This window comes from Tsuneonella troitsensis (assembly GCF_001441535.1).
Classification (GTDB): domain Bacteria; phylum Pseudomonadota; class Alphaproteobacteria; order Sphingomonadales; family Sphingomonadaceae; genus Tsuneonella; species Tsuneonella troitsensis.
The window spans coordinates 120,576-146,859 of record NZ_LMAU01000005.1 but is presented as its reverse complement, the minus strand read 5'-3'; the positions used below and the strand labels follow the sequence as shown (position 1 = coordinate 146,859).

Sequence of the window (26,284 nt, the reverse complement as noted above, 5' to 3'; positions counted from 1 at the left end):
TTTCCGCACACTCGGGTTGCTCTTCGTGCGGAAATCCGCACAATGCGGCGGTGGCTGATTGGACGGAATCTCGGTTGCCTGACCGCCGTCGGCTTGTCCTGCTGGCGATCGTCGCCATTGTCGTACTGACCGGATTGGTCCTGTCCGTGGACCGGTTGATGTACTCGCGTGCGCTCGCCCAGGAAAAGGCGGCGGCGCGCGACGATGCCGCGATTCTCGCAGCCGGCCTCAGGAGCGAACTCGACAAAGTCAGCCTGCTGCCGATCACGCTGGCGGGCGACTTGCAGGTGCGCGACTTACTCGAAGGCAATTCCGGCCAAACGGGGCAGCTCGATACCCGGCTCGAGAATCTCGCCAACCAGTCGGGTGCCGCCGCCATCTATGTCATGGACAAGGGCGGCCTCACCCTCGCGGCGAGCAACTGGAACCAGCCAGCCACCTTCGTCGGCTCCAACTACGCCTTCCGCCGCTATTTCCGGCAAGCCATAACCGTGGGAACCTCGACCGAGTTCGCGCTCGGCACGGTCAGCCGAAAGCCTGGGCTATATATCGCGCACCGGGTAGGTGCCGCCGCTAACCCGCTCGGCGTCGTAGCTGTCAAGATCGAGTTCGACGCGCTCGAGGAAAGCTGGCGCGATGCGACCGACGGCGTCTACGTCACCGATGCCAGCGGTGTCGTCCTGCTTGCGACGGATGCAGCGTGGCGGTTCCGGCTGACCGACCAAGCCATCGACCGGCCACGCGACGCTGTGCAGGACGAGCAGCGCTTCGGCCTGGCCCGGCTGGAGCCACTGACAATGGCGAGCCCACGTGGCACGGGCGAGCGTGCAATCGTCGACGCGCCGCTTTTCGACACCTTGCAACCGATCTCGCCTGATGGATGGACCCTGCACCTGCTGGTCGACCCGGGACCGCGCGGAGCAGCAGCGATCGCCAGCGGCAGGCTGGCCGTGGCGCTTGCCCTTGCCAGCACGATCGCAGCGGCTTTCGCGTTGTTTTTCGTGCGGCGGCGACGTCAGGCGTTGCAGGAGGAAATGGTCGCCCAGCGCACCCGCACCTTGCGCGATCAGCTCTCCCAGGCAAACCGCCTCGCAACGCTTGGCCAGATCTCCGCGGGGGTGGGCCACGAGATCGGGCAGCCCGTCGCGGCCCTGCGGGTGTTTGCCGAAAGCGGCGAGAAGCTCATCGCCCGCGGGCGCCCCGAAGAGGCATCGGCCAACTTCCGCGAGATCATCAGTCTCGCCGACAGGCTCGGACTGATCACCGGGGAGTTGCGCCGATTCAGCCGTCGCCAACCCGCCGCCCGCCGCCTCGTCAAGATCGGCGAGATCGTCGACGGAGCGCTACTTCTGCTGCGTGACCGGATCGGCTCGATGAACGCGGCGCTGCAAGTGCCCAATTTGGATGACCTCGAAATAGCGGTGGCGGCCGAGCACGTGCGGCTCGAGCAGGTTCTCGTCAATTTGCTCCAGAACGCCCTGGACGCGGTCGGCGAGGGCGGATCGGTTGCCATCGAGGTTATCCGTGGCGACGCTGATATCCGCCTGCGCGTGTGCGACAGCGGGCCCGGCATCGGATCTGATGAGACCGCCCGCCTGTTCCAGCCTTTCGCCACGACCAAACCTGATGGGCTCGGGCTGGGGCTGGTTATTTCGCGTGACATCATGCGCGACCTCGGCGGCGACCTGGTTTTCGAACCCGATGACAAGCGGACATGCTTCACCATGATCATCTCGCGGACAAAATGATCCAAGATTCGATAACGGTCGTGTTCGTCGAAGATGACGACAGCCTGCGGGCGGGCACTGTCCAGGCGTTGGAGTTGGAGGGGTTCGCCGTCACGGCGTTCCCGGCCGCCCCCGCGGCCTTGCGCGAGATCGGAGCGGACTTCGATGGCGTTGTGGTGAGCGACGTCCGTCTGCCGGCGCTGGACGGGATCGAGTTCTTCGCCCGGATTCGCGAGATCGACCCGGACATTCCCGTGATCTTCACAACGGCACACGGTGACGTGTCGATGGCCGTAAACGCCATGAAGGCTGGCGCAGCCGACTTCTTCACCAAGCCCTACACGATCGAACGGTTGGCGAGGTCGGTCCGCCAGGCCGCAGACCGGCGTGCGCTTCTGCTGGAGAACCGCCGACTGCGCTCGCAACTCGAGGGCAAGGCACGGGCGGGCTGGATGGGATCGTCCGCCGTCGCAGGCCGCACCGAGCGGATCGTGCGCGAGGTGGCACAGACCGATGCCGACCTGCTGATCAGCGGTGCGCCGGGCACTGGCAAGAGCCATGTTGCACGGCTGGTGCATGATCTCAGCCCGCGCAGGAACCGGCCGTTCGTCGTTGTCGATCCGGGTGTCTTCGCCAACGAGGAGGCCGATCTTCTGCTATATGGCCGTGATCCGTCGGTCGCTCTGTCGAGGTCTGGCATGATCGAGCGGGCGAACGGAGGAACGCTGGTGCTGGAAGCGTTGGAAAGCATTCCCACGCGCTACCGGCCCCGTTTGGCGAGCTTAGTGGATCACCGGAATTTCTTGGCCCTGGGGGCCGATCGACCCCGGCAGGTCGATATCAGAATACTCGCAACCGCAACCACGTCCGGCCAGTTGGACGACGACAGTCGGAATCGCGATCAGGGGCTGGAAGACAGGCTGAGTGGCATTACAGTTGCCTTGCCAAGGCTGGTCGAGCGGCGTGATGACATACCGGAACTGTTCCGCATTTTCGTGGCCGATTTCGAACGCAGTCTTGAACGCTCGGCGGCTGAGCTCACCGAGATTGAATGGCAACATCTAGTCAGTCATGAATGGCCTGGCAATCTGCGCGAACTGCGCACGTTCGCGCAGAATTTTGTGCTCGGACTGACACGTCTAGCACAGCCGGCAACGCCGGGCGCCAAGGGACCAAGCCTCAACGAATTGGTCGCAAACTTCGAGCGAACGCTTCTCGAAGATGCAATGCGACGAGCCGGTGGACGCGTTGCCGAAGTTCAGCGCAGCCTGAACATTCCACGAAAGACTTTGTACGACAAACTCGCCAGATACGAGCTTCAAGCGCGAAACTTCCGAATCTAATCGATCGAGCGGACTGATAAGGTCGAGAACAACGTCGGCAGTATGATCGATGGATCGCCCGAGATGCACGGTACTCGCAAGATTTCCGGCGGCAACGATTGCTTCCCCCAACCGACAACCACCGACGCCGTCTACTTGGTCTGGTTTGCTAGCTTTGCGGATGGGTAGCAGACAGTCTGGTAGCGGCCCATAAGCTGCCGCGTAGCTTGCTGTTGCTTCGTCCCCCGGTCCCAATTCCGGTGAGGGTGCGTTGTTCTCCGGCTTTCCATAAATGGTATTATCTGTCTGGGCGGCTGGTCGCCCTCATATCCCCCGTTCGCTTCGGCCCCGTGACTTTCCGAAAGTTGCCATTTCTTTGGCAAACTCCGGTTGCTTGCTTCGCGCCCCTATTCACACACATTAGCTTCTCGTTTTTTCAACCGGAGAAAGCCTAAACGAGCCTTCGATTAAGGCCGCACGCGGTCGGTAGGCACGAAAGACCAGCATGAAGCGCCCTGAAGGAGCGGGGAGCCAATTCGCACCGTCCCGGGGCGGAGCATGCGAGATGTGCACTGACGAGGTTCCGCTTTCGTCCCTGTCCAAGTCCCCTGTCAGGCTGGTTACCGCATGGCGATCGCTCGGATTCTTATAGAGGAACCAGCGTCCCGATCCGTCCGCTTCGTACAGCGTCAGCGACCAGAACCCGTCCACTGGCACATCCCCGGGGATGCGCAGGCGATATGAATTAGTACCAATCAGGTCCGCGCCGTCGGCATCTCGGGTCGTCAGCGGATTGGCGGCCTCCTCTATCGGGAGGGCGGCCAAGCCGCCAAGGGCCATCGCACTGCGATGTGCGTCGTCGGGCCCGAACCGGGCGATATTAGGCAAGGGATAACGCCAATCGTTCCGAAGGGTGCCCGACCGTTCGAATGCTAGTTTCGTCTCGTCGAGGAAGGTCTCCAGGTGGCGATCGAGAGCAGGACCGATCGCCTTGTCGATAGTTACGCCCGGCTTCTCGCCTTCCTGGACTGTGACCGCCGAGCCGAGGCAATCGATCCGGGCAGCCGCATCTGCGGGGACTGGACCTCTTGCCAACACTGTGCTTGCGATTGCGAGCAATTGGGTGGAGTTCGGCCTGGCGGGGATTTGGTCGGCAAGGTCACGATCCCCGCGCGTTTCTCCCGTCAGTGCATAGGTGGATTGCAATTGCTGGGCTTCGGGGAGGTCGTCCGCTCCTTGCACTGATGTCCTCGCGACCAGCCAAACATCGTTCGTCGGCGAGCGGATGACGCGCTGGTGTGGGTCGGCGGTGCCCCCCCAATGCGGACCGACGATCAGGAACTCGACCGCATTCGCGTCCTCATTGCGAAGTATTGCGAACACATCGGAGAAGGGGTGCATCAATGCGATGCTGTGATAGCGCGCGCCCATCGCCGGAACCGTCAGGCGTACCGGGCTATCAGTCAGGTCAAGCCATGCAGTCGAGTACAGCGTATCGACATTCGGAGTAGTGATCGACCGATCACCTGGCCGCGACAGCGTTTTGCGATGGAGCAAGGAGTTCGTGGTCGCACCAGAAAGCTGAAGCATACGCTGCCGCGTCCGCCACACCTCGTAGAGCGGGAATGCGAACTGGAAGACACGCCTCGCGGTATCGATTTCGGTGTTGGCAGGGCCACAGCCAGCTTCGTCCCCGGCCGCTTTCTCAGCGGACGTACCCGCGCCTGAGGTTACGAGCAGTGCGGAAGCCATCAGCGCGGTCATCATCATGGCGGGCAACAGTCCTTGCGACGCAGGAAAAAGTCAGTGTCACGACCGGTCATATGCGCGGGCGTGCGACGGACTTGGAAACTCGAACTAACAGAAGCGCTTGGCGGCAAATGTCGAAAATGCGACAATCGGATATGGATCTGTCTCGCTTCCGGCCCCAACCATTCCTCGACTTTCTCTCCGCCGATCAAATCGCGCGGCTCAAGGCGGAAGGATATCGCCGCAAGCTGTCTGACGCGCAGTTCATCTATAGCCGGGGGGACATGGACCCAGGGATCTCGATCATCGAAAGCGGTGCTGCGCGCGCCGGAATCTACGGCAGCGAAGGGGAATTCATCCTTACCTCGTTCCTCGGCCCGGGGCATTCATTTGGTGAGTTTACGGTTTTTACCGAGGTGCCGCTCAGCCACGACATATCGGCGGTCGGACCAACTACTGTGATCCGGATCCCGGCGGAGAAGTTTCTTGAACTCGGCCAGGCTGAGCCAGCCTACCTTGCTGCACTCATGCGCGCGACTCTCATGCGATCACATGTGCTGCTCGAGATGCTGCATGCCATCCGCATCCTTCCGCTGGTACCGCGTGTGGCCAAGTTCCTGCTCATCCTGACGCCGCCTCCGCCGGCCAAGTCGAAGGTGCGCTTCAAGCAGTCGGACCTTGCCGCCACGATCGGACTGTCCCGCGCATCGATGAACCGTGCGCTGACCGATCTCGAGAACAGAGGCCTGATCGCAAGACACTATGGTGCAATCGAAGTCCGCAGCGTCGATAACCTGTTTGCGTGGCTGCAGCATGAGAGCGCTGGCTATTGACGCAGCAGCAGCCCGTGGACGGCCATTTCGTTTGATGTGAAAAATGTTGCAATTGAGACATTCGTTCCAAACCAAGGTCGCTACCTTCCCCTCATAACAACGAGCCCGAATTGTTTCGGAATAAGGTGCGGCCCTCAGCTACCGCCTTCGTCGATGCATCCCGGGCCCTGCCACGAGGCCTGAAGCCTTTCCGCAGATAGAGGGAGGATTGACGCATGGGCATGGAGCACAAGCAGGCTTGTCGGTTGTTGACGTGCGTGTCTGGTCTGGCTCTCGCGACGGCGCCTTCCCCGGTCACCGCGCAGGACAAGGTCGGGGAGGATCAGGCCTTCGAGCGCGCGGACGAGCTCTCAGTGATCATCGTCAGCGCCACGCGGCGCGAGAGCGACGTGCAGGATATACCGATAGCAGTTACGGCAATAGGGGCCGAGCAGCTCGAACGGGCCGGTGTGGCGGATATTACCACGCTCGACACGGTTGCCCCCAGCTTCAACCTCAACGCCTCGGGCACGACGACTGGGGGGATCACACTGCGAATGCGTGGGATCGGAACGACCGGAAACAACGCAGGGCTCGAAAGTGCGGTCGGCGTCTTTCTGGACGGCGTTTATCTTTCGCGTCCCGGCGTTGCGCTCGGCGACCTGCTCGATGTCGAGCGGGTCGAGATTCTGAGGGGACCCCAAGGCACGCTGTTTGGGCGAAATACCTCGGCCGGAGCGATCGACATCCGCACGAAAAGGCCGAGGCTCGATGTTGTCGAAGGATTTGCCAATCTGACCTACGGCAACTTCGACCTCCTGAATGTGCAGGCTGGCATCAATCTGCCCGTCGTGAGCAACAGGGTCGCAGTGGGGCTTGCCGGGGCAGTCCGCTATCGTGGGGGCTTCATCGAAGGACCCACCGGCGTTGAAAGCAACACCATCGACCGGCTGGTTCTGCGCGGGCAGGCGCTTTTCGACCTGGGCACTGTTGGCGACCTTCGCATCATCGCAGACTATACCGAAGGAAACGACAGCTGCTGCCACGCAATCTGGCTTCAGGATGGCCCGACCGTTAATTTCACTGCCTTCGGACTTCCCGCCGACGGGGGCGCGCCCAACGTAGGGAACGATGCTCTGGGGGATCTCAGGTCCAACGACGGCCAGTTCGATACTCCGTTCGAAACCTGGGGCGTGTCCGCGCAATACGACCTAGAAACCACTTTCGGCGAACTGACCTATGTCGGATCCTATCGGGATTTCGAATTCCGCACGTCGCTCGAGACTGATTACACGCAATTGCGCCTTTTCACTGCCGGTGCTTCTGATCAAGCCAAGGCTCTTGGCGGTCAGAACTTCGAGCCGCGGAACAACCCGACGAACATCAAAACCACGACGCATGAGTTGCGGCTCCAGGGTAAGGCCTTCGATGGCAGGGTCATTGGTTGATCGGTGCCTATTACTCGTGGGAGCAGATCAGGCAGCAACTGTCTCTAACCCTTCTCGACCAGTACCAGGCCGGGGTAAGCGGCGGGCTCCTCGGAGCCGTGCCTCTCCAGCCCAACCCGCTTTTTCTGACTGCGGGCGGCGTGGCAGCTACAGGGGATTTCGCAACAAACCGGTACCAGCAGACCGGGGAGTCCTTCTCAATCTTCACGCACAATGTGTTCGCCATCACCGACACGCTCGATCTCACGGTCGGCCTTCGTTACGTCGATGAGAGCAAGGACGGGTCGTACACTCAAGTGGCCGGGGAGTACGACGCCTGCCTCGGTACGCTCAGAGCCGGGCCGCAGAACTTCCTGGGTGCTGCGGGCGTTGGCCTCAATTGCTTTGTCTTCGCCGCGCCAAGCCTCGAGGCGCTTGCGGGCATCGCGCCCGCGCTCGCCGCCAATCCACTCGCCCGCGCGCTGTTGCCGCGCGAATTCGACGAGAGGTTCAGCGATGGCGAACTCGTCTACACGGTCAATGGCACATATCGGCCAAGCGAAGATCTGACGCTCTACGGCAGTTTTACCCATGGCTTCAAATCCGGGGGCTTCAACCTTGATGCCTCCGCGGCCGTGGGCGGAGTAGACCCCCGGTTCGCTTCTGAAGAAATCGACGCTTATGAAATCGGCCTCAAGGCCCTCCTGTTCGGTCGCCGGGCACGGGTGAACGTGGCCCTGTTTCATCAGGAGCTGAGTGGGTTCCAGGTCCTCGACTTCACGGGAATCCAGTTCCAGACGTTCAACGTCGACAAGGCCCGGAGCACTGGCTTCGAGATCGAGAGTCAGGCGCAACTGTCTAACAATTTCTCGGCGCATCTCGCCGTCACTTACACCGATGCCCGTTATCCGGCGGACTGCGCCGAACGCGATCCGACAGCTTCGGGGTTCAGACCCAACGTGGCGACGCTGTGCGGTGCCAAGCTCACCAACGCGCCCGACTGGACGGTCGTGCTCGGCGGTACCTTCGAACAACCGGTTTCCGACCGTCTCGACATGTTCATATCGGGGAGCGCGCGTTACGAGAGCGAACGCCGTACGTCGACCCTCCCGACCGAGGTTTTGAGACCCGACCTTCCGCTCCCCGGCGACATCCAGAAAGCGAATATCCGCGTTAACCTGCGCGCGGGGATCGGAGCTGAGGATGACAGGTGGACGCTCGAACTCTGGGGCAACAATGTTTTCGATGAGCACGTCAGGACGGGAACATTCACAGTCCCACTGAGAGGCGCGTTGGGCAATCGTGCGAGGGCTTCTTTCGTCCAGGAACCGGCGACCTATGGCGTGACGGCAAGAACACGATTCTGACGCGCTTGGTTCTAAATCAACGATGACGGTCGCGTGAAAATTGTGGATGCCCTTGGAGTGATTTAATCGTCTGCCAACCCCAACCAGTCCATATAGCGGATAGTCGGCTTTCGGCCCAGAAGCTGCCTTTGTCGACTGGTGCGATGTCGGTCCCAATTTGCGCGGGACCGCTCGTTCCTATGCTTTGCATAATCGCCGTTACCATCCTGACGCCTTGTAGGCAGTTTTTTTGGCCGCCAGTCACAAGGCCGCGGTTTGCGTCCGCAGTTTAGCGTAGTAGACCGTAGTGATGGCTACCCATCGCTCAGAAGCAATCGAGGCTACGCAATTCTCACTCCGGTCTTTCGCGGAGCGTTACCTCGCGGAAGGCGAAGAGTGGACTGAATATCTGCGTGTTCAGGTGGCTGGGCCCCCGAAGTCTCGCACGACTCTTGACGAAGGCTTTCCAGTCACAACCGTCGATGAACCTTCGCCGGAGTATTCGCTAAAGCTCCATCTGCATGATTTGCTGGTTAGCCGCTTTAAGGCTGAGCTTCAGTCCGGTGAGTGGGAAATCTTAGCGCTCTCCCAACGCTCGACAGATCGAAGTAGGGTTGATCTCGAGTTTGCGGCTGGAATTCGCGACGTCTCGTTCTTGGATAATCGGCTCGGCGGGCTGACGTTGGTGCAGATTCGCCCCAATTCCAGCGATGATCGTTATCTAGCGACGAAGGACTTCATCGAGACCGTCTGTGCCATCATCCCGGCAAAGAAGGGAGTAACCAAGCGGCACATCCAAGATTTGGCGGACAAGCTCCTGCCCTTCAGCGTCCGCGATGATCATTTCAAAATCGCGTGGGATAACGCTTCGAAATCATCAGCTTGGATGAAGCCGGGTCCGTAGTCCTTGCCGAGTTCATTTCCCGAACTCCACCTGTTCTCGAATGAATAGCTGACATGAATGCGGTGCCTCTCAATCGTTGGAGGCATCCTTGCAAACCAATCCGCATGTTTTTCTGACAACCGAAGAGGCAGCCGCCCGCTGGAGCATGAGCGCGCGTACCCTCGAAGGCTGGCGGGATAAGGGCATCGGGCCGATCTACCATAAGATCGGAAGCCGCGTTCGCTATCACGTTGATGATATCGAGCGTTTCGAGAAGCTCTGGCGTTCTTCGGATCACCATTTCGCCAACTGACCAACTGAACTTCCACTCGCGGACTCCCGCGGGCGGCGCATTCGGTTGGTTAGACACGGCTGGGAATGCGCCGATATAAATCCCGTCACCAGTAGGGGTGAGATCAAAGCGGGAGCCCGAGTCCGAAAGGTAGAGCGGGGATCTCCGGAGGGATGCACCTTCGCAAGCAGCTACCGAGCTTTCAGGTCTGTATCGATACTGAAGGCGCTCAATGTGCGCTGGTCGAGCCGTGGGGCATCGAGCACATTGGGACGGACCTCCTCGGTCTTCGGGCCGAGGGGGATCGTCCTATGCTCTGGAACGCGATCTCACCATGAAGCATCTACAGGTCTCTGGGTGCTTTCCGTTTTCGCGTGACAGTCGATTGGAAGGTCTGCGTAGCGTGAGCCCCTCACGCGAAGCGAAGCAGACCTTCCCAGACGCCAACAGCTCGCACCAGCAGGGTGTCTTGAGAATCCAAGGAACGCTTTCCGCAAAGGCACGCTCAATGAGGTCGCTCGCTCTGACCGACATCAGCGCCATTCGTAGATTTGTTTCTCGAACTCCCCCTGTTTTCAAATTTGCAAATTGAGACGGTGCCGGGTCGCGCCAATTTCGGCTTTGCGACGGCTGTTTGGAGCATTTTTATGAACTACATCATCGAACCGATCGAGATGGGCTATCGCGCTCGCCTCTTCTCCACGAGCTTGCTTAAGGACTATCTTGATCAGCGGTTCGGCTGGGTCCTGGATCATTTCAACCGCTACGGGGAGCCTCACGTGGAGCGCTATTGGCTGTACGATCTCGAGATCGCCGCGGAGCCCTTCCTGTGCATCAAGGATTCCGATCCGAACGTTGATTGGCTGGAATTCCGCTATCATGTTTCCGGGAGTGCGCAGTTGTGGGGGATGTCCCCTACCGTCATCGTGGATCGCTTCACGGCGTTCGAAAACGCAGAAACCTGGGATGCCTCTATTCCAGATGACCCGGCGCTGCCTCTCGGCCATGTTTGCCGCGACACGCTCTCGCTCTACGCGCGGAGCGAGGAGGACATGCAGGTGTCGTGGGAAAAGGTTCATTCGACCGCGAAGCTGCAGTTGGAGTTCATCCGCGACTTCCACGACCGCGTCGAACGCCACTGGCTGCGGCGCTGCGAAGCGTTGCTCCTGGCCTGGACCTGAAAAGGCGGGGGGGCTTCAAAACATTGAAGCCCTCCTCTTGGACATCGGCGTGGGGCCTACAAACTCAGATGGTCGATATTATAATTTCCGTTGGAGCACGCTTGCACACGGAGCCGCCCTCTTCGATGCCCTCACAAGTTGGCTTATGCTCCTTTCTGTGCTCGTCACGCCGTCGAAGGGAAGGTCTGTGGGACGACGCGCTAAGCCTACTCATTTGAAGCTAATTGAGAACTCGCGCGACCGCCGGCCGCGCGTTTTGCGCGATGGAGAACCGCGCCTCCCAGGTGATGGTCTTGTGCCTCCGGAGTGGCTTACGACAGCGCAACTGGAGATCTGGGAGTACGGGTTGGCATCACTTCCACCCGGTCTGCTCAAAGCGGCGGATCGTGACCTTTATTTGTCGTGGGTATTTGCAGTCGATCTACGCAATCAGGCGGCTCAGAAGCTGTCAAATTCCTCGCTCCTGATCCGCAGCCCCACTGGAAACGTCGCTATTTCGCCGTACCAGCGCGTCCTCAATCAGCAGACGGTTATCATGAAAGCGCTCTGTGCGGAGTTTGGGTTTTCGCCTTCAGCTCGCACTGGAATCGCCATCGCCGAAGAGTCCGAAGAAGATCCTACAGACCGCTTCTTCAGGTGAGGAAATGCTTTCGAGCTTTGAGCGTGCGCATTATCGCTTGCTCGATCGTCCCCTCTTCGGCTCCAAGTGATCAGATTGTTTTGAAAGGCATAAGATGGCTTCAGAAGCCGATCACATTCGCCAGCTCGCTTTGTCGCAGTTTATAGAGCCAGCCAGAGCGACGGGGCAGGATCAGGTCACTATCGCCGTTCGCGACCTGCACGATCAGCTCGGAAAGCAAAACGCCTATCCCAACGTCTGCCAGGCGCTTGTGGGTCGCAAGTTCCAGGACCTTGCCAATGTTCCGCCGCCGACGATGCATGGACCCATGGCAAGCAGCACAACAACTTTCACGTTTGACCTCACGGGATCGGGCGCGCCCTCTCTCTCGTCCGAGCCTTACTGGTTTGTTGGATCGTCCTTCGGCGGCACAGACGATCAAACGGAGCGGTTTCTAACCGAGGGAATCTGGGAGGTGCATACCCCGTTTGAGGCCGACATGGCGCTCGTTCTTTCCATGAAGCCGGGGCAACCCATCGCCATGAAGTCCGCTTTTGTGCAGAAGAATGGTCTGCCGTTTGAAAACCATGGCCGCAATGTATCGGTGATGCGCCTCAAGGGGCGCGGCACGATCGCGGCGAATCCTGGTGACGGCTCGAAGGTGCTCGTAGATTGGGATCGCGCGTTTGAGCCGAAGGACTGGTATTTCTACACAAACCGCCGGACCATTTGGCAGCAGGCGGCGGGCAGCAGTTATGCCGACGAGCTCATTCGGTTTGCCTTCGAGGATCGACCGCAAGATTTCGAGCTGTTCCTTGCGGACCCATACTGGGCGGAGCTCTACAGCGGAGACACTCCGGACCAAGGGCAACGGTTCTGGATCGAGAAGACGCTAGTTTCGACCCGCCCGGACCGCCTGAGAGGCGAGCACGCTTTGGGACGCGCGCTCTGGTCGCCCCAGAAATCGAAGGACGGCCGCGACATTTACAAATCTATGACGCAGGTGAGGCCGGGGGATGTGATCTTCCACCTAACCGATAACCGCGCGATCACAGACGTATCGATTGCAGCCGAGAGTGCCGATGACAGTTTCAACGGGGTCGAGGGCACTGACTGGGCCGACCAGCCCGGTTACCGCATCGGGCTTCGCGACCACATGAAATTAGACCCGCCACTGCCGCGGGAAGGCTTCTTGGCAGAGGAGCCGTTTGCAACCGAGCTTCGGGAACTGGCGGAGAGCGGTGCCAAGGGCATGTTCTTCAGCAGGTTGTTGGAGCTCAATCAGGGGGCTTACCTCACAGAGGTGACGCCGAGCCTCCTGGGCATCCTAAATCGGGCATACCGGTCATATGCTGGCAAAGACCTACCGCACGTCTCTGCAGAGCCTGGACCCGAGGCAGTAACGCTTGATGCCTACACCCTAGACGATGCGCTCGAGACCCTGTTTCTAGACCGCCAGAAAGCCGAAGAAATCCTACTCCTCTGGCGAGCGAAGAAGAACATCATTCTTCAAGGACCGCCCGGTGTCGGCAAGTCATATGCTGCTCACCGGCTGGCCTATGCGCTCATAGGCGCGCGCGACAAAAGCCGAGTTAAGTTCGTGCAGTTCCACCAATCCTATTCCTACGAGGACTTCGTGGAGGGCTTCCGTCCGACGGCGACCGGGTTCGAGCTAAAACCGGGGAAGTTCGTGGAGTTTTGCCGCGAAGCGGAGTCCGATCCGGCGCGTCGCTACGTCTTCATCATCGATGAGATCAACCGCGGTAATTTGAGCAAGATCATGGGCGAGCTCATGGTGCTGATCGAGCCCGACAAGCGAGACGCTGATTGGTCGATGCAGCTCGCCTCAGGGAAAGCGCCGTTCCATGTGCCAGCAAACGTCTACTTGCTTGGTCTCATGAACACCGCTGACCGCTCGCTTGCGGTCGTCGATTACGCGCTGCGACGCCGTTTTGCCTTCATTGACCTTCCGTCCAACCTGCAGTCGCCGAAATTCCGACAGCAGCTTTTGGGGTCGGGGGTTTCGGAAAGCCTTGTGTCTGCGCTCGTCGATCGCGTGTCGGCCCTGAACACCGAAATCATCTCCGATGTCGCGAACCTGGGCCCAGGTTTTGCGATCGGGCATAGTTTCTTCTGCAGCGGACCGGTCGACGAGGAGGATGAGGCGCTGTGGTTTGATCGCGTCATCCGTACCGAGATTGCGCCGCTGCTACGAGAATACTGGTTCGACGCGCCTGCTAAAGCGGAGCAATGGACCGCACAGCTGCTGGTAAGCCAGTGAGCAATGCGCCGCAGATCCCGATCGAGAATGTCTACTTTCTGTTTTGCTATGCCTGGAATCGCTTCGAAGAGGCGCAGTCCATTCCCATCGGCGGCACACCCAGCCCCGATCTGCCAAACCTCTTAGGCCGGGTTCTTTTGCACGGCGCGCGGGCGCTTTTGCGGCGCGGGCTTGACCGAAACTACCGCGATGTCGCTGAGGAGATTCCGACTGTGCGCGGTCACATTGACCTGGGGACCTCGTTGCGTCTGCGCGCTAAGAATGTTCGGCGCATCGCATGCGAGTTCGACGAACTTAGTAATAATGTCCTCCACAATCAGATCATCAAAGCTTCCCTGAAGCGCCTAGCTCGGGGCAACTCGATAGACCCGAAACTGGCTCACGAGCTGGTGCTCACCGCTCAAAGAATGGGAGGTGTCTCGGACATTTGGCTGGAGCGATCAGCATTCGCGCGCGTCCAGCTTCACCGCAACAATGCCTACTATGATCTCCTGCTGAAGGTGGCGGAACTCGCCTTCGATTGCTTGCTTCCAGATCCAGCTGCGGGAGGTTTTGCCTTTCACGATGTCCTAAGGGACGAAACAAAGATGGCGCGGGTCTTCGAAGACTTCGTGCGTAATTTTTACCGTGCGGAACAACGGGAGTTTGTCGTCGCTCCATTGACGATATCGTGGGATGCCATCGAGGTCAGCACCACTGGGGCGGGGCGGTTGCCGACCATGATCGTCGACGTCTACCTCAGAAGCGCGCACAGGCGGCTGATCATCGACACGAAGTATTATGCCAAGGCGCTTCAACAAAGCCTCTATGGCTCTGAGAGCTTCCAGTCGGCCAATCTCTACCAGCTGTTTTCGTATCTCAAGAATGCCGCAGCCGATCCGGCGTTTGCTGGCTGCGAGGGTATGCTCCTGTACCCACAAGTCGGCCAGGTTTTGAAGGAAACCTTCTGGATACAGGGGCATGAGGTGACGGTCGCTACCCTGAACTTAGATCAGCCCTGGCGAAGAGTTTCGGACGCGTTGCTAGCTCTCCTCTCACCTCCTAACCCAATAGCAACGGTCAGTAACGCAGCTTAGTGTCCCGATGATCATTGCACCTGACCAGCCTGAGGCAGCAAGCGAGGACGAAGTCTTCCAAGCGGTTGTCACCAAGGTGTTCGACGGCGATGGTTTCCTGGCGAAGCTATGGAACCCTTACGCTCACGTCTGGATCGAGCGCGTGCCGTTCCGATTTGCGTTTATCGACGCCCCGGAAATGGAGCAGCCTGGCGGTCCTGAGGCTCGCGACGTTCTGGCTGGACTAATCCTCGGTAAGTCGCTGCGACTTGATCCCATCGGTAAGGAATCCACCGGGTATAAACCGATCGATCCGTACCGGCGGGTCTTATGCATGGGATACTTTACCGACGAGCTTGCGCCGGGAAGGGTTGACTATTTCCTGCAGGGAGTTTGCGGCTCCGGAACGGCCAAAAAGGCTCGCTTGGTCACTCGGAACATTGAACTCGAGATGATTGTGAATGGGTGGGCATGGGTGGTCCAGCAGTATGCTTTTGAGCGCGAGACGGAATACTTCGAGGCTCAAGAGTCTGCTCGGCGAGCTCGCCGCGGGCTTTGGGCTACCAATAATCCCGAGGCTCCTTGGAAATTCAAAGCGAGGCAGCGCCGAAGGAGCAACGCCTCCTCATCGCAGACTCCGCTTCTCTGAAGTTGCTAGCTAGGCAGCGGTCATGCTGGTCGCGGGCATTCTGCTTTGGCATTTGGAGCGCCGCTAAGCGGACTATAAGCTAATCCCACCTCCGCTATGGGCGCGGGAAGCGGTCTCAGCACAAAACACTTTCCTACACGGAACGAAATGTGAACATAGGCGGCCTTTCGATTCGGAGAGGATCCCGCCATGATTGTCATCGACGCCGCTATTATCCTGGCTATCGCCGGCCTGCTCACGGCAATCTCCGCCCTCGTTTGGTCGATCAGGCGAAGACCATGAGCAGCAAGAGGCTATCGGGTCTCAGTGATTACGCACGCCACGGATACAAGCTGCGGCTCGATTGCGAGTGTGGGCGGATTGTCTTGGTCGAGCCCCACGTTTTACTCAAGCTCTGCAACGACCGGGGTTGGCGTCACACGCTCGAAGGCATTGCGTCTAATCTGCGTTGTTCGAAGTGCGGTCGCAGGCCGTGTCGGATCGGGCCGGCGCTTGGGAGGGTCGAATGAGCAATGAGGATCGAGCGCCGCAAAAGGCAAAGTGGCTTGTGGTGGAGGCTTGGATGCTCGGCCTCATAATTGTGGCTGGTTACATCGGGTTTGGCTGGAGCGCCTGGGCGTGGCTCAGTTGAGACTGCCACTACGTCAAACCGAACTGCTCGCGGTGGCACTGTCCGTAGAGCGCATGGCCGGTGCCGCTGGCCCACGAGTTATTGCTGCGAAGATCGGAGCCTTACAGGTCGCGGGTGAGGCTAAGGAGGCTGCATTCTGGCGAGAGGTCGCTCGGGTATATGAGCAGCATCTGATACGAAAGTCCGACGGAACCAATGGAGGCCATTAGCTTGCTAAGAGGTTCTGGGCCCGCACGCTTTCGGCCGAGGTGACTGCACCCAAATCTCGCTTGCTATTTATTCGTTCGGGGAGCCTGCGCGATGATGTTTACCCACCTGTCCGACCTGCCCGGACGCACGTCATCAGATTTCCACTCTTCCAGAATACCCAGTCCGCAATGAACAAGCAGGGCTCGCAGTTCTGAACTGGTGACGTCGGTAAAGCTACGCCCATCAACTACGCGGGTTTCCGTGCCTTCTTTCATCGAGAGATACCAAACCCCTCCAGGCTTCAATGCTTTGGTGAGACGATCGAAGACCGAGAGCAGCTGATCCCGCCCCACATGGAGCAGGCTTGCGCTGCACCAGATGCCATCGAAGCGATTCCGCCACTCGACCTGATCGAATTGGAGCCAAAGCACCTCCAGGCCGGTGTACTCGCGCGCGAGCTCGGCCATGCGGACCGAGCCATCAAATGCTGTCACATTATAGCCGGCATCTTGGAATGCCTTCGCATCGCGCCCTGAGCCACACCCGGCGTCGAGAATTCTGCCGCCTTCCTCCACATGGCGAAAAAAGCGGTTTCTCAGCCCAGTGACGTCCGCATCGACGGTCCCGGCGAAGTAGTCGTCCGCGTTTGCATCATAATATGCGATCGAACTCAAAATGCGGGCTCCGCTCGAAGGTCTGGCATCCAATGGTGAATTCTCGCGCAGGTCAAATCTGCGAAAGCTTGCTGCAAATGAGATCGACGGGCGGCTGCCGTTTTGCCAGTTTGTGCGATGATTGTGGTCCCGAGCTTGTGTTTTGATTCGACATAGAACTCATTGCGGCGGTGGAGCCGTTCGAGAAGATCGATGTTCGGAATTGCATCGAATTTGCCTCCGGCTCCGCGGTTGCAAGCCTGGCACGCAAGAACGAGGTTCCAGATGCCGTCGGCATTGGCAAACCGCAAGCGGAGAGCCCACGGGAAAAAATGGTCGACGTCTGCGCAGTTTGACCCAGACTCAATGCTGATCGGCGCAAAGCAGTAAAAGCATTTCCCCTTCTGGTATCCGTTGAGGGTCGCGCAGCAGGACCGTAGCGCCAGTCTTCGATCCCCACTCCTCAGGCTGAGCGTGCCCGTCTCACGCTCGAAATCGACAAGCCCGGCGTTCACACCCAAGGCCCAGGCGGTTTCGACAACCCGCCACCGCGCGTCGACCTCGCGGGCGAGATCCTTTCGTTCAGCAGTGTCTAAGAGAGTGTAGAGGTGGTCTGTCAGACGAATAGCTTTGCTCTCCCTCCGCTCGTCGATGAAAAAGGGCTGCTCGATCGCCTGCCCCCCGAGCATATGGAAGGCGTCAATGACGTCCCCGAAACCGTGACGGCAAGCTATCGCTCTCAGCTGCTCGTCGGAAACCAAACCGGCATTAAAATTCTCGCACGCACTCTGCATCGCTCGATTGAGCCCAGTGCTTCCCTGCTTCGGTGCGGCAGCAACGTGCTTGCTCAGGGACTGAGCGAAGGGGAGGGCGAGCTCATCAATTTTCACAAGATCGGTATCGGCAAAGTCGCCGCTCAAAAGGGCATCGGCCAGAGCAAATTTGTAGGCTGCAGTGTTCCGACCAAGCAGGATCAGCGCGCGCCAGCGGTTTTGCACGGTTGGCTGAACTTGCAGAAACTCAGTCACGCCGCGAGTTACGTTCTACAGCCCCCAGAACGCAAGCTCGGCAATCGCCCAACTACCGCCTTCGGTGTCGCAAATTGGGCCGTTACCGGACTGTCAGGTCCTGAGTTCACGGATGCGCTAAGCAGACTATCGGAAAACGACCCCAAAACTAACATAAGCAGCGAATCGAGCTCTGGTCAGTTGCGGTGCGACTACTGCGGCTGCTCGGCGCGCGCCTTGAGATAGCCGTAGAGTGCTTCCCGTTCCCGAGCCGTCATTTTTGAGAAACGCCCCTTCGAGACGCCCTCCATCATCGGCTTCAGCTTGCGCCCCCCGGCACCAGTTCCCTCAACCATAAGACCATCGAATTCGGTTGGCGAATATGCTCCCACCACAATCAGGTCGGGCGTGTCACTCCTTCCCTTTAGCTCCGGGCCGTGACATTCGGCACATGTCACTCTCGCGATATAACGGCCTAGTTCGTGAGTTGGACCGAGGTCGACAGGCGCGTGCGCCTCCGCGTCGCGCACTGTAGCGGCAGTCGTTTTCCACTCACCTTCGGCGATCATCTGCTGGACATCAGGAGGGAACGGGAGCGGCGGTAGCGTCGGAGCACCAGCTGGCTCAAGCGTGCGCATGTAGGCAATCAGCGCCGCCATATCCGGCGCACTTAAATGCTGGAATAGCTCGGACGGCATACCCCACAAGTCCCGGCCTGTTGGTGGTACACCCACCCTCAATACGTGTTCCAGCTGTTGGTCCGTATACTTGGGGACGTCGCGAGTCAGATTAGACGCATAGAGCTCATAGAATCGCTCGCCTTGAAGGTCCTTGCCGTGACATCCAGTGCAGCCCAGCACCTCGGCGATACGTTTCCCGTGAGCGGCTTTCGCTGCGGCCTGCTGCACCAAAGCGCCATCGAATGCTGTGGGCGGCGCATCGTAGGATGTGCTGTCTTGCTGGCTATCTGCGGTGCAAGCGCACACAGACCAAATCAGCAACGCCAGCAAATACTGTCGCATACATCTCCCCCCTGCACTCGCCAGCAGCATAGGCCCGGGATGCTATCAACTGCCATTTCGAATGTCAGCTAATCACTCTCAAATCGCATATCGGACGTGTTTGCATACCATTTCAATCCCGCCGTTGCGGGTCCGAGGAAGGTAAACGTCGCACTAGAGTTACTTAGAAATTAGACTGCTGGCCGCGCGATGGCGCGCAGGTAGCCAGTCGACTTCATCGGAGCATTCCAAAGCGGCCGGTTGGCCAACGATCCCGATGCGGTCATCTAGAGGCGTATAACCTCAACTAGGTGATGTGCGCGCTGGCGCCTTATGATTGGTATTATCGAAAGTGCGACTACAATCCCCGCCCGCTAGAGACGACGTCAGAGATTACCTCCCCATCAGCAACGACGCTGACAAGGGTCCTGCTATTTTCGATGGTTTCAAGCGGATTGCGCGCCAGTAGCAGTAGGTCTGCTTCGAACCCAGGTGCAATGCGCCCCAGCCGGTCTGAAGCACGCAGGAATTTTGCACTGCCGATGGTTGCGGATCGTAGCGCCTGTGCCGGGGTTAAACCGGCGCGCACCATCGAAGAGAGCTCCTCGTGTGCGGAATAGCCAGGATACACGAAAGGGTTGTTCACATCGCTGCCGAGCGCGAGGGGCACTCCAGCTTTCGCCACCCGCCTCAGGTTTTCGGAGGCATTGGCCAAATAGCCGAGAGCTCCCGCCTCATCCTCCGCCGCTGCGGCGAGAAAAGGAGCCGCGGCGAGGCTATCGATCACCTCGGCATTCACGCCTGACAGGGCATCGGGATCGGCTTCCCGCTGCTTGCGGGCCCAGGTCAGAATGCCATCGTAGAGCGAGAACGTGGGCACATACCACATGCCGCGATCAGCCATCCGTCGAACAAGGCTTGCGGGCAGCACGTCTGTGGGTGCGTGCATGATCCCGTCCACGTCCGCGTCGAGTGCGATCCGAACATGATCGGAAGCGCTTATGTGGGCGAAGACCGGCATCGAAAGCGCATGAGCGGCTGTGACGATTGCGCGTATCTGTGCATCGCCCATCCGCGGCTTCGGATGCCAGGGAGGAGGCCCATCCTCGATCACGATCTTTATCGCGGTGACCCCCGCCGCCTTCTTTGCCGCAATGAGGGCCGATACGTCAGTCCCGGGATCCAGCACGGTAACCCCGCGCGCTTCAGTCATTGCCGCGGGCACATCGTCTGGCATATTGAATATCGTAGAGACGGGGTGACTACCCCGCGCGGTGATCAGCGAACCCGAACCATAAAGTCCCGGGCAAGCAAATCTGCCAGCGCGGCACCGCTCCGTCAGGGTTAGCCAATCGGCGTCCCCGGCTCCGGTCGCGCCCGGAACAAACACCGTTGTAACGCCGTAGCGAAGAAACTGGCGCAGCGCCCGTTCGCGACCTGCCTCGCTATTCGGCATCGCTCCGCCTTCCCCGATATGCGCGTGCACGTCGATGAGCCCAGGCAGGGCGAACTGGCCCGATCCGTCGAGAGATCGAGTGCCTCGAGGTATCTTCAGCTGGCCAGCGGGTGCAACAGCGGCGATCCGGCCATCTGCGATCAGTACGTCCTGAGGGACTGAGGCGTTCGCAGCCTCTGTGTCGATCACTCGCACCGATGTGATGACGAGCTGGTCAGAGGACGGAGGCGCGCTGACGCGGGGGGTGGTACAGGCCGACAAGAACAAAGCTAAAGTCAGCGCGGCCCTGCGTGAGTTTTGCATTTGATCGCCCCCTCCAACGAGTGCTTACCGGACAGCGAAAAGGCCGCCAACTCAATCTCATCGCAGTTCAGCGAGCTCTAAGGCCCGGCATCCCCACATCTTTGACGTTCGCGTGGTTAGCGCGAAGCCTGAAGGGGCGGGCCGGAAACCAACCCATTGCGGACATTAGCAGATTGGAGCACTTTTGCACGGGCTGCGCAGATGGGGAAAATATATGGGCTTTAAGAGGCGGGAGTTGCTGGTAGCTGCGCCAGCGGTGGGGCTGGTGAGTTTGCTCTCGGGGAAAGCGGCGGAAGGGGCAGTCACCCAGGCCGGGTCGGACGATCGCTATCGGGTCGACGATCCCCAAGTCATCATGGCCGCCGCCCGGGAAATTATGAAGGAAGATTGGGTCGGCGTCCTGATCACAATCGATGAGGTTGGCATGCCTCGCGCTCGCCCCGTCGGAGTCAGTGACCCGACGGACGACTGGAGTATCTGGATGTCGACCCGGCGGGGAAGTCGAAAGACCAAGCAGATCATGGCGAACCCGAGAGCGGCACTCCACTTTGGCCTCGACGATATCCCGAACGGCACGAAAAATAGCTACTACGCGAGCTTCACGGGGCGTGCTTCAGTTCATACAGATGTCAATTCGATTGCGGATCATGGTCCCTCCGAGCAATATCGGTCACAGTGGCCTAATTACCCTGATGACCTCGCGATCATCCGCTTCGTACCGCAGGTGCTGGAAGTAATGGGCAAGGGCATCCTGCCCAACAAACAGCATTGGCAGCCGCAGGCGGTGCAGCTCGGACACTCATAATCATCGTGTCCTCGGCTCCAGTTCTCGTGCGTCCACCACATTTTCCAACGCATAGCTGCGATTTAGGGAACGGCCTGACTGTCAGGTGGCGTATGGGTAACTTCGCATTTTGCTTGAGCGATTCAATCTCGCGCTACTTTGATGATTTATCGTGTACCCGCAGACTTAGAGTCAGCGTGGGGGTAACCCTGCAGGAAGACTGATCGGAGCGTCAGAGAACACACTCACAGTCGTCGTGTCTCGGCCAGCCCCTCCGCGCTCCCGTCAATTTCGTTCTCCACCGTCAGCACCTGGAGCATTTGGCGCGCCGCCTCGCTTAATCAACGCCAGAACGATCTCCGGCGCCAGATTCCGAAGTTCGAGCAGAGCCAGATACGCCTCGCCGCGCACCTGGAGGAACGCCCCTGCTTGCCAGCCTCAGGAAACGCCTTGCACCAATCAAAAGCGACTTGGGCGCGATGGGCGAGATCGGCTGACACGCTGCCCACATAGCGCAGCGGAACGATTCGGAAACATCGTGAAGCTCGCCCCACAGATTAAGTTGGGCCCCTAAGCGCCTGTATCCGCGTTGGCTGATGATAGGGTGAAGAGCTATGTCAAAGAACCAGGCGTTCGCATCTCAATTCGATATGCTCCAACAGGCCTTAAAGCGCGTCTTTCCAACGACCAGCGATGGTCGGTTTTCGGACTTACTGGCCGCCCTCGACGCACCGACACCCGCTGACGAGAATGACACGATGTCTGACGATCGGCAGGAAGCGCGATTTCCATTAGAGATATGGGGGTTTTACCGAACGCCCAACGGCGGGAAGAGGGACATTCTACTCAAAGACATTTCCGAGACGGGCTGTCGGTTCTTTGACAAGTTCAGCGGCTTGGTGCCGGATCAGGAGTAATCATTGAAAGTTGAAAAACTAGGCCCTTTCAATGCGATCGTTCGGTGGAACGAGGCAGGGTACATTGGGGCGCAATTCGCCCAACCGATCTACGGACCTATCTTCGACCACATACGTCTGAGGCTATCGTCGGCGTGCTCAGACTATACAGAGTGAGTTTTAATCCGCACCTGTCCCTCACTAGCGGCTGCCTACGCTAAATTGACACTGAGAACGCCCCCTCCTTCCGAGCCTCTGGATGCGCCTTTCAGGGATTGAAGGCGACTTGGACGCAGTGGACGAGATCGGCTGACACGATGCCCACGTATCGCAGCGGGACGTTTTCCGAACGGTGCTCGCCTGGAATGTAAAGGTTCATACTATTGGGCGAGTCTGCCCACATTCGGGACTTCGCAATTTGCCGCGATACAACGTCGAGGAAGAGGTTTATCTAGGATTTGCGACCCGAAAGGCCCGAAGCGATTCGGTGCTTCTCCTGACCGGCCTCGTCTCTAATTCGGGACGGGGCCATTTTTTTGTTGAAAGCGCCAGATCATAATCAGCTCAGAAGCGCGGGATGGCCCTGCCTCGGCGCTGACAGGGCCGACCGGCTCTTCTTCCCCCCCCACGACTCCGAAGGGCGCCCGGCTGGAAGAATGGGGTGACACGCCACCCTCGGGTCGCCAAGCGCAGCGTGTCGCCGGTTTCGCTAAAGCAACCCGCAAGCTGTGTCACGAAAATTCAATGAAATCAGACTCTGGCTGGCTTCGCTTAAAGTATGAAACCCGCGTCCAGTTACAGCGTTAGGATCGCATCGGTGGTGCCTCACCATACAGCACCGCCGATAATTATCCCGCTGCTGCCACCTGCCAGAAGCCTTCCAGATAGGACAGGTCTGCGATTTGCTTGCCATCCTCAAATATGACGGCCCTGCGCTTGTTCGGGATCGTCTCCAGGCGCGAAATGGCAATTTCGGACCCCAACGCTTCAAATTCGATTTCTTCGGTTTCGGCATCGTACCCGTGATCCAGACGAATCACGTAACGACGCATTCCTGGCGTTCCTGGCATGGTTACGACCTCCACGGTCAAAGCTGTAACATGGCGGGATGGTGGCGCGCTATACTGGGTCGCTGAGTCTAGCGCGCCTCTGGTCGTGATGGGCCTAATCTGCCGCGTTTTCGACGGCAAACTTTAAAGATCGACCATTGCGACCAAGCTCGACCACAGGGCGAGATCGAGACGATCTTGGAGTGCGCAGGGCAAAATCGATTGTGCAGTTTACAGGCTCGACCAAACTAGCGCATTGAAGAGTGGGACTTTTGTCGAGTCGGGGGACGGTCGTGCGCTACTTCTTCAACATCGCCGGGGCGGTTATCGAGCCTGACGATGACGGACACGAGATCAGCAACCTATCGGACGCTCGCATTCAGGCCGTGAAGTTTGCCGCTGAGTATTTGCGTGATCGGCCCGAACTACTCTGGCTTGGCGAGGAGTTCCGGGTCGAAGTAACCGACGTGGATCGCCACACGTTGTTCACGTTCATCGCGGTTGGTGTCGATGCTCCGGCACCCCCTGGACGATTGCGGCTCTAAAGCCCAACGAACGCCAGGATGAACCGCACCGCAAAGTAGGCCAGCGGAATGCCGACCGTGAACACGATCATCCAGCGGGCGAGTTCGGGAAATGTGGGGCGCATCTCGCCAGTTAAGCGGATCGGTTCGCTGTAGGAAAGCTGCCGCGGGGGACGCGCCGCCCGGTTCCATCGACGGTCGACGCGATGAGCTATCGCAAAGCTTAACTAAGGTGGTGCTAAGCCGGGCTGCAGGAACCAGGACACCTGGTCATAGTTTCATAATCGGGTCGCAGTCGGCGGCGAGAGATTGGCCTCCCCATGTTCCTCGCCGCCGCACCCCTGACTAACTTCAAACTCCCGCTTCGGCGGGAGCTTTTTTAGGTGGCTTTGGCGCACATCCTTTTCTCCCGAAATTACGGTGAGCCCCAACCACTCGACGTCCCTCCGACGAATCTGCCCCTGCTTTGTCGAAAAATCTCTGACCAGCCTTGAACCAAAACCCGGGCATGCACCTCCGCCTGTGGGGAGGTAAAATGTTGATCATCAACGCAAGCTTGGCCATTCTCCAATAAGTTTGGAGACGTCATATGGATGATGATGCAAAGAGAGAAGATGACAGGGACCGGGCAAGGCGGATGATACCGTACCTGGTAGCAATCTCCGCGATAATGTTGGCGTTGTTGGCTGTTGCCGTTCTCTTGAAGGATTAGGCCTGAGTTTCGAGAGCCAGTCCACATTATGAGACGGCTTGCTCGTCGCAATTAGGCGGGGAGGGAACTTGCGTTAGCTCACCCCGTTGAAGCTGGGTCGGCAGTTGAGTGATCCCCCCATTCCGTCCTCAGCGCCGATGCGATCCGCCTCAAAGACCTCCGCTTCGGCGGGGGTCTTTTTGCTTGGCGATTATGTCGACTGCAAACACCCAATCAGAATAGGAATTGTGCGGCGAGCAAGAGAGCCAGCGCCGAACCGAACACTTAAGTGATTACCCTCTGCTGCTGAATGACGATCGCTCTGCAGCCGACTAAGGCGCGCGAGGACGATTGGATTCAGTCGTATGTCGGGCGCGAAGTCAGCTTTCGAGCCGGCAAGATAAGGTATTTAATGAGCGGAAGTGGGACGCGAAGCTGGGCCGACGGCCGAAATGAACGAACGGCAGCTCTCGGGATCGCGCCCAAACTAGTCGAATGACCGGGATTAGGGCGCAAAGCGGACGCCAGTCGGTCCCAAAATTCAATGGGGACCGCTGGTCACCCGGTCGGAGCCAAGCTTCGCGCGATCAAATTGGAGACGTCGTTTGCCGCTTGAAGCACCGGCTGGTTTGCCAAATGGGCGTAGCGTGCCGTCGTCTGAACCTGAGTATGGCCAAGGAGTTTGCCGATCATTGGAAGGCTCTGGCCGTGGCTGACGGCAACTGAGGCGAAGGTATGACGCAGATCATGGATTCTCGCGTTCTTTAATCCAGCTCGACCGCGTAGCCGCTGCCAGAACGGCTGGAGGTCTGTAAGGTGAGCGCCAGGGTTGCGACCCTCGATCACAAAGGGGTTATCGGCTGCGGGTGTGATATGCTCCAAGACCTTGACTGCCGCATTGCCAAGATGAACCTCCTTTGCCCCGGTTTTGCTGTCGGGAAGGCGAAGAAGTTTGCTTGGTAGGTCGACGTGCTCCCAGCGGAGGGTCATGATCTCGCCGAGGCGGCAGCCGGTAAAAAGCAGGAGCCGAATAGCGGCGATGGCTGAGGGGAGTTCGATCCGTTCTTCTTCCATTTCGCCCAGCACACGACCGATGGACTGCAGTTCTCCCGCCGAGAAGTACCGTTCGCGCTTCTTTTCCGGATACTTCTTGATGTGCCTGCGAGGGTTGGTGCCGTCCGGTCGCAATCCCCACAGCTCGGCCAGGTTGAACATCTTCGAGATGATCTCGAGATTGCGGTTGGCTTGGTAGGGACGGTGCCGCCAGTCGTGATGATACTTCGCGATGTCGGCTCGGGTAACATCGACGATCCGCAAGTGACCGATCGCCGGTAGAATGAAGAGCTTGAGGTTGCGGCGGTACTCCTTGGCGGTGCTCGCCTTCAGGTGAACCGAGATATGCTCTTCGTCGAAGCGATCGGCGAGCTCGCGTACGGTGAGCGCTGTGCGCTTGGCGCGCTTCTCAGCCATCGGGTCGATATCTTGGCGCAGTTTCACCAGCGCCTCGAGAGCCAGGCCGCGGGCCTGGTCTGGGGTGATCGCCCCAAAGCGGCCCAAGCTCAGCCGTCGTGATGTGCGCCCGTAGCGATACTGCAGTACGAACTGCTTGCGCCCAGTGGGGAAGATCCGGATACCGAGCCCTGACAGTTCGCCATCCCATACGAAGTAATCTTTGTCGGCTGGTTCGAGCGCCTCTATCGTGCGCTTTGTGAGCTTTGCCATTACGCCTCCTGTTACCAGCGGCGGTTTCGGGCCTC

At 59.1% G+C, this 26,284-nt stretch carries 22 protein-coding genes; 15 read left to right on the top strand and 7 right to left on the bottom strand.

Features of this window, described 5'->3' with window-relative positions; all coding sequences use genetic code 11:
- Positions 1 to 74 precede the first annotated feature (74 nt).
- Together AR323_RS12150 and AR323_RS12145 are read left to right on the top strand one after the other, a co-directional pair.
- Positions 75 to 1,748: an ATP-binding protein gene (locus AR323_RS12150; protein WP_057884257.1), complete on the top strand. Its 1,674-nt coding sequence runs from the start codon at positions 75 to 77 to the stop codon at positions 1,746 to 1,748.
- Positions 1,745 to 3,070, top strand: coding sequence for a sigma-54-dependent transcriptional regulator (locus AR323_RS12145; protein WP_057884321.1), 1,326 nt, complete (start codon positions 1,745 to 1,747; stop codon positions 3,068 to 3,070). The genes AR323_RS12150 and AR323_RS12145 overlap by 4 nt, the downstream gene beginning before the upstream one ends.
- A 399-nt stretch (positions 3,071 to 3,469) precedes the next feature.
- On the opposite strand, the gene AR323_RS12140 is transcribed toward AR323_RS12145, so the two are convergent.
- Positions 3,470 to 4,816: a DUF1254 domain-containing protein gene (locus tag AR323_RS12140; protein WP_161808757.1), complete on the bottom strand. Its 1,347-nt coding sequence runs from the start codon at positions 4,814 to 4,816 to the stop codon at positions 3,470 to 3,472.
- A 56-nt stretch (positions 4,817 to 4,872) separates the two neighbouring features.
- Between AR323_RS12140 and AR323_RS14535 the strand changes: the two genes are divergently transcribed.
- From AR323_RS14535 to AR323_RS15385, 11 genes are all read left to right on the top strand, one after another.
- Entirely contained in the window at positions 4,873 to 5,631 is a 759-nt protein-coding gene (locus tag AR323_RS14535) for a Crp/Fnr family transcriptional regulator (RefSeq protein ID WP_161808756.1), read from the top strand.
- Between the two features lie 215 nt (positions 5,632 to 5,846).
- Positions 5,847 to 7,058, top strand: coding sequence for a TonB-dependent receptor (locus AR323_RS12130; RefSeq protein WP_057884254.1), 1,212 nt, complete (start codon positions 5,847 to 5,849; stop codon positions 7,056 to 7,058).
- Positions 7,055 to 8,404, top strand: a complete 1,350-nt coding sequence (locus AR323_RS12125; RefSeq protein ID WP_057884253.1) for a TonB-dependent receptor domain-containing protein — start codon at positions 7,055 to 7,057, stop codon at positions 8,402 to 8,404. Before AR323_RS12130 ends, AR323_RS12125 begins: the two co-directional genes overlap by 4 nt.
- Positions 8,405 to 8,693: 289 nt before the next feature.
- The gene (locus AR323_RS12120; protein WP_057884252.1) at positions 8,694 to 9,287 is read left to right on the top strand and encodes a hypothetical protein; all 594 of its coding nucleotides are present in this window, start codon (positions 8,694 to 8,696) and stop codon (positions 9,285 to 9,287) included.
- A gap of 88 nt (positions 9,288 to 9,375) precedes the next feature.
- Positions 9,376 to 9,579: a helix-turn-helix transcriptional regulator gene (locus AR323_RS14525; RefSeq protein ID WP_200956709.1), complete on the top strand. Its 204-nt coding sequence runs from the start codon at positions 9,376 to 9,378 to the stop codon at positions 9,577 to 9,579.
- Positions 9,580 to 10,205: 626 nt separating this feature from the next.
- Positions 10,206 to 10,739: a hypothetical protein gene (locus AR323_RS14875; RefSeq protein WP_057884251.1), complete on the top strand. Its 534-nt coding sequence runs from the start codon at positions 10,206 to 10,208 to the stop codon at positions 10,737 to 10,739.
- Between the two features lie 346 nt (positions 10,740 to 11,085).
- Positions 11,086 to 11,379: a P27 family phage terminase small subunit gene (locus AR323_RS14870; RefSeq protein ID WP_161808755.1), complete on the top strand. Its 294-nt coding sequence runs from the start codon at positions 11,086 to 11,088 to the stop codon at positions 11,377 to 11,379.
- Positions 11,380 to 11,473: 94 nt separating this feature from the next.
- Positions 11,474 to 13,639 (top strand): AAA family ATPase, encoded by a 2,166-nt coding sequence (locus AR323_RS12100; RefSeq protein WP_083495411.1) that lies wholly within the window; start codon positions 11,474 to 11,476, stop codon positions 13,637 to 13,639.
- Positions 13,609 to 14,715: a 5-methylcytosine restriction system specificity protein McrC gene (locus tag AR323_RS12095; RefSeq protein ID WP_083495410.1), complete on the top strand. Its 1,107-nt coding sequence runs from the start codon at positions 13,609 to 13,611 to the stop codon at positions 14,713 to 14,715. Before AR323_RS12100 ends, AR323_RS12095 begins: the two co-directional genes overlap by 31 nt.
- Positions 14,716 to 14,722: 7 nt before the next feature.
- Positions 14,723 to 15,343 (top strand): thermonuclease family protein, encoded by a 621-nt coding sequence (locus AR323_RS12090; protein WP_057884246.1) that lies wholly within the window; start codon positions 14,723 to 14,725, stop codon positions 15,341 to 15,343.
- 540 nt (positions 15,344 to 15,883) lie between these two features.
- Positions 15,884 to 16,183, top strand: coding sequence for a DUF6961 family protein (locus AR323_RS15385; protein ID WP_407701077.1), 300 nt, complete (start codon positions 15,884 to 15,886; stop codon positions 16,181 to 16,183).
- A 63-nt stretch (positions 16,184 to 16,246) separates the two neighbouring features.
- Here AR323_RS15385 and AR323_RS12080 read toward each other — a convergent pair whose 3' ends face one another.
- The 4 genes from AR323_RS12080 to AR323_RS14510 form a co-directional block, all read right to left on the bottom strand.
- A complete protein-coding gene (locus tag AR323_RS12080) occupies positions 16,247 to 16,837 on the bottom strand; it encodes a class I SAM-dependent methyltransferase (RefSeq protein WP_057884244.1) in 591 nt (196 codons plus the stop codon).
- Complete coding sequence (locus tag AR323_RS12075) at positions 16,834 to 17,844, bottom strand: HNH endonuclease domain-containing protein (protein ID WP_057884243.1); 1,011 nt, start codon at positions 17,842 to 17,844, stop codon at positions 16,834 to 16,836. Before AR323_RS12075 ends, AR323_RS12080 begins: the two co-directional genes overlap by 4 nt.
- 191 nt (positions 17,845 to 18,035) lie before the next feature.
- Entirely contained in the window at positions 18,036 to 18,833 is a 798-nt protein-coding gene (locus AR323_RS12070; RefSeq protein ID WP_161808754.1) for a c-type cytochrome, read from the bottom strand.
- Positions 18,834 to 19,182: 349 nt separating this feature from the next.
- Complete coding sequence (locus AR323_RS14510; protein WP_083495409.1) at positions 19,183 to 20,583, bottom strand: amidohydrolase family protein; 1,401 nt, start codon at positions 20,581 to 20,583, stop codon at positions 19,183 to 19,185.
- Positions 20,584 to 20,797: 214 nt separating this feature from the next.
- Here AR323_RS14510 and AR323_RS12060 point away from each other — a divergent pair, with 214 nt between their 5' ends.
- Positions 20,798 to 21,388 carry a pyridoxamine 5'-phosphate oxidase family protein gene (locus AR323_RS12060; RefSeq protein ID WP_057884240.1) on the top strand — a complete coding sequence of 197 codons (591 nt, stop codon included), beginning with the start codon at positions 20,798 to 20,800 and terminating at the stop codon, positions 21,386 to 21,388.
- A 1,723-nt stretch (positions 21,389 to 23,111) separates the two neighbouring features.
- Here AR323_RS12060 and AR323_RS12050 read toward each other — a convergent pair.
- On the bottom strand, positions 23,112 to 23,315 hold the full coding sequence (locus AR323_RS12050) for a hypothetical protein (RefSeq protein ID WP_057884238.1): 204 nt from the start codon (positions 23,313 to 23,315) through the stop codon (positions 23,112 to 23,114).
- Between the two features lie 290 nt (positions 23,316 to 23,605).
- Between AR323_RS12050 and AR323_RS12045 the strand changes: the two genes are divergently transcribed.
- Positions 23,606 to 23,857: a DUF6894 family protein gene (locus AR323_RS12045; protein WP_057884237.1), complete on the top strand. Its 252-nt coding sequence runs from the start codon at positions 23,606 to 23,608 to the stop codon at positions 23,855 to 23,857.
- A gap of 1,228 nt (positions 23,858 to 25,085) precedes the next feature.
- Here AR323_RS12045 and AR323_RS12040 read toward each other — a convergent pair.
- Positions 25,086 to 26,249 carry a tyrosine-type recombinase/integrase gene (locus AR323_RS12040; RefSeq protein WP_057884236.1) on the bottom strand — a complete coding sequence of 388 codons (1,164 nt, stop codon included), beginning with the start codon at positions 26,247 to 26,249 and terminating at the stop codon, positions 25,086 to 25,088.
- Between the last annotated feature and the right edge of the window lie 35 nt (positions 26,250 to 26,284).

What these genes read in the sequence shown, in the direction of transcription:
- AR323_RS12145 (WP_057884321.1), top strand. Translation starts at nt 1,745, where the DNA reads ATGATCCAAGATTCGATAACGGTCGTGTTCGTCGAAGATGACGACAGC.
- AR323_RS12130 (WP_057884254.1), top strand. Translation starts at nt 5,847, where the DNA reads ATGGGCATGGAGCACAAGCAGGCTTGTCGGTTGTTGACGTGCGTGTCT.
- AR323_RS14535 (WP_161808756.1), top strand. Translation starts at nt 4,873, where the DNA reads ATGCGCGGGCGTGCGACGGACTTGGAAACTCGAACTAACAGAAGCGCT.
- AR323_RS12100 (WP_083495411.1), top strand. Translation starts at nt 11,474, where the DNA reads ATGGCTTCAGAAGCCGATCACATTCGCCAGCTCGCTTTGTCGCAGTTT.
- AR323_RS12140 (WP_161808757.1), bottom strand. Translation starts at nt 4,816, where the DNA reads ATGATGACCGCGCTGATGGCTTCCGCACTGCTCGTAACCTCAGGCGCG.
- AR323_RS12095 (WP_083495410.1), top strand. Translation starts at nt 13,609, where the DNA reads ATGGACCGCACAGCTGCTGGTAAGCCAGTGAGCAATGCGCCGCAGATC.
- AR323_RS12060 (WP_057884240.1), top strand. Translation starts at nt 20,798, where the DNA reads ATGGGCTTTAAGAGGCGGGAGTTGCTGGTAGCTGCGCCAGCGGTGGGG.
- AR323_RS12090 (WP_057884246.1), top strand. Translation starts at nt 14,723, where the DNA reads ATGATCATTGCACCTGACCAGCCTGAGGCAGCAAGCGAGGACGAAGTC.
- AR323_RS12040 (WP_057884236.1), bottom strand. Translation starts at nt 26,249, where the DNA reads ATGGCAAAGCTCACAAAGCGCACGATAGAGGCGCTCGAACCAGCCGAC.
- AR323_RS14875 (WP_057884251.1), top strand. Translation starts at nt 10,206, where the DNA reads ATGAACTACATCATCGAACCGATCGAGATGGGCTATCGCGCTCGCCTC.
- AR323_RS12120 (WP_057884252.1), top strand. Translation starts at nt 8,694, where the DNA reads ATGGCTACCCATCGCTCAGAAGCAATCGAGGCTACGCAATTCTCACTC.
- AR323_RS14510 (WP_083495409.1), bottom strand. Translation starts at nt 20,583, where the DNA reads ATGCAAAACTCACGCAGGGCCGCGCTGACTTTAGCTTTGTTCTTGTCG.
- AR323_RS12050 (WP_057884238.1), bottom strand. Translation starts at nt 23,315, where the DNA reads ATGCGTCGTTACGTGATTCGTCTGGATCACGGGTACGATGCCGAAACC.